Genomic DNA, 2,496 nt, shown 5'->3' with positions numbered 1-2,496 from the left:
CCCCGTCCGCACAGGAGGCGGACGGGGTGTCGGAGGGCCGGCGCCCCGCCGCTGTCCAGCAGTCCGTGCGGCGGGTGACGAGACCACAGGCGACGGTGAACAGGAGGACGCGCGGGTTCGCACGGCGCGGTCACCCGCCGAACACACCGTGCGAAACACCGGGCGCGGTGGTCGGCCGAAACGGTGTCCTACGAGGCACAGATGGTCGCGGGGGCCGGTGTGTGCGGGTGGGGCCGATTCCTCGGGTGGCGGGCCGGGAGACCGTGCGCTCGATCACCGGACGGGGGCGGCCCGATCGTTCGCCGAACTCGATTGGTCCTGGACATTGACAACCGTCGACAGGCGCCCATACGTTCAGGCCGATCCGGTCGGTGGGCAACAAACCGATCGGGGGGAGCGCTTCCGGCGCTCCACGGAGACCGTTGCATGCCGACCAGGCGTGCGACGAACTGGCCGGCGACCGAAGTCCCACAGCCAGTGGAGGTCTCTCGTATGAAAGTCGTACTCCATCGAACGCACGGCGGCTCGGATGTGCTCCAGGTCGCCGAAGTCCCCCTACCCGAGCCCGGACCGGACGAGGTGCTCGTCCGCGTCGCGGCCTGCGGCCTCAACCATCTGGACGTGCTCCAGCGGCGTGGGCCCGCGCTGATTCCGGGGTTCACCCTACCGCATGTGGGTGGCATGGACATCGCAGGTACCGTCGCGGCGGTCGGCCCGGCGGGCACCGGGCGGGCGGGCGGCGAAACCGCGCTCGCCGAGGGCGCGCGTGTCGTCGTGAATCCGGCCGTGCCGTGCGACCGCTGCGAGAGCTGCGCCGCCGGAGCCGACGGCAGATGCCCGAACGCGGGTGTCATCGGCGCCAACCTGGCCGGCGGCTACGCCGAGTACGTGCTCGTCCCGGCGGCCAATGTGCACCACGTGCCGGACGAGGTCGACCTGGTCGACGCGGCCGTCGTGCCGACGATCTGGATGACGGCCTGGCACGCGCTCGTCGAGATCGGCAAGGTCCGCCTCGGCGAGACGGTGCTGATCCACGCGGCCGGCAGCGGCGTCAGTACCGCGCTGATCCAGCTGGCCAAGGCCGGCGGTGCCCGCGTGGTCACCACGGTCGGCTCGGACGCGAAGGCCGAGTACGCGCGCGGCCTGGGCGCCGACGTCGTGGTCAACTCGACGACCGGCGACGTCGTGAAGACGGTGCGCGAGGTCACCGGGGGGCGGGGCGCCGACCTCGTGCTCGACCACGTCGGCCCGGCCACCTGGAACACCGGCGTCTACAGCCTCGCCCCGCGCGGACGGCTGGTGTTCTTCGGCAACACGACCGGCAACCGGGCCGAGTTCGACCTGGTGTACGCCTACCACTTCGGCCTCCAGCTGCTCGGCTCGGACCCGTACGACCGCCGCGAGTTCGCCGCGATGCTCGACGCCTACTGGGCCTCGACGTTCCGCACCCCGATCGACAGCGAGTTCCCGCTGGCCGAGACCGCTGCGGCACAGGAGCGGATGGAGTCGCGGCTGGCCACCGGCAAGATCGTGCTGCGTCCATGAGTACGGGGCCCATCAGTACGGTGCCCGCCACCCCGGTCGGCCCGGCGCCGGTGTGGGACGTCATCAACGGCTTCACGTCCTACTGGGCGCTCTCGGCCGCGCTCGACCTCGGCCTGTTCGACGCCCTGGCGGCGGACGCCGATTCCGGGACCGGAGCCGATTCCGGGACCGGACTGGACGCCGCGCAGCTCGCTGCCGCGATCGGTGCGGCCGGGCCGGGTCCGGTGACCGTGCTGGCCGAGACCCTCGTCGCGCTCGATCTGCTCGCCGCCGACGATGACCGCTTCCGGCTCACGCCCACGGCCGAGCGCTATCTGGTGTCGACGGCACCTGCCTCGATGGCCGCACTCGTACGGTACTCACCCGGTCCGCCGGCGGCCTGGCCTGGTCTGGCCGACACCGTCCGCACCGGGGCGCCCGAGCCGGCCGTGACAGCCGGCCTGACCGAGCTGTACCCGGCGCTCGTGCGCGCGACCGGCCCGACACAGGCCGGCGTGGCGACGGCTGTCGCCGCCGAGCTGGAGCGCCGCGGGTGGTGGCCGGAGCGGCCGACGATCGTCGACCTGGGCTGCGGCTCGGGGGCATGGCTGACCGCGCTGCTGCGCACCCGGCCGAACGGCACGGTGATCGCGGTCGACCGGCCGAACGTGCTGCCGATCGCCGAGCAGACGGCCACGGACGCCGGCCTGCGTGAGCGGGTGGTCGCCGTGGCCGGCGACTACCTCGATGTCGCGCTCCCCGTCGCCGCTGCCGACGTCGTCGTCCTGGCGCATGTGCTGCGGGCCGAACCGGCCGGGCGGGCCCGGCAGTTGCTCGCCCGCGCGGTCGAGCTGGCCGGTCCGGGCGGGGTCGTCGTGGTCGTGGACTACGCGCGTCCCGACCCGGCCCCCGCCCGCCACGACGGCGACAGCGACAGCGACAGCGACGAGGACGGCAGCGGCGAGGACCGCG

Annotated in this window: 2 protein-coding genes; both read left to right on the top strand. The window is 73.4% G+C overall.

The features are described from left to right. Positions 1-492 precede the first annotated feature (492 nt). On the top strand, positions 493-1,545 hold the full coding sequence (locus tag ACWF94_RS38525; RefSeq protein ID WP_453499635.1) for a zinc-binding dehydrogenase: 1,053 nt from the start codon (positions 493-495) through the stop codon (positions 1,543-1,545). Continuing rightward, positions 1,542-2,496 (top strand): methyltransferase (locus ACWF94_RS38520; protein ID WP_453499633.1); only part of this gene is annotated, 955 nt, incomplete at its 3' end. The genes ACWF94_RS38525 and ACWF94_RS38520, both read left to right, overlap by 4 nt.

This window comes from Streptomyces sp. NPDC055078 (assembly GCF_053607985.1).
Note: the sequence above shows the minus strand (reverse complement) of the source record. Positions and strands in the feature narration are given on the sequence as shown.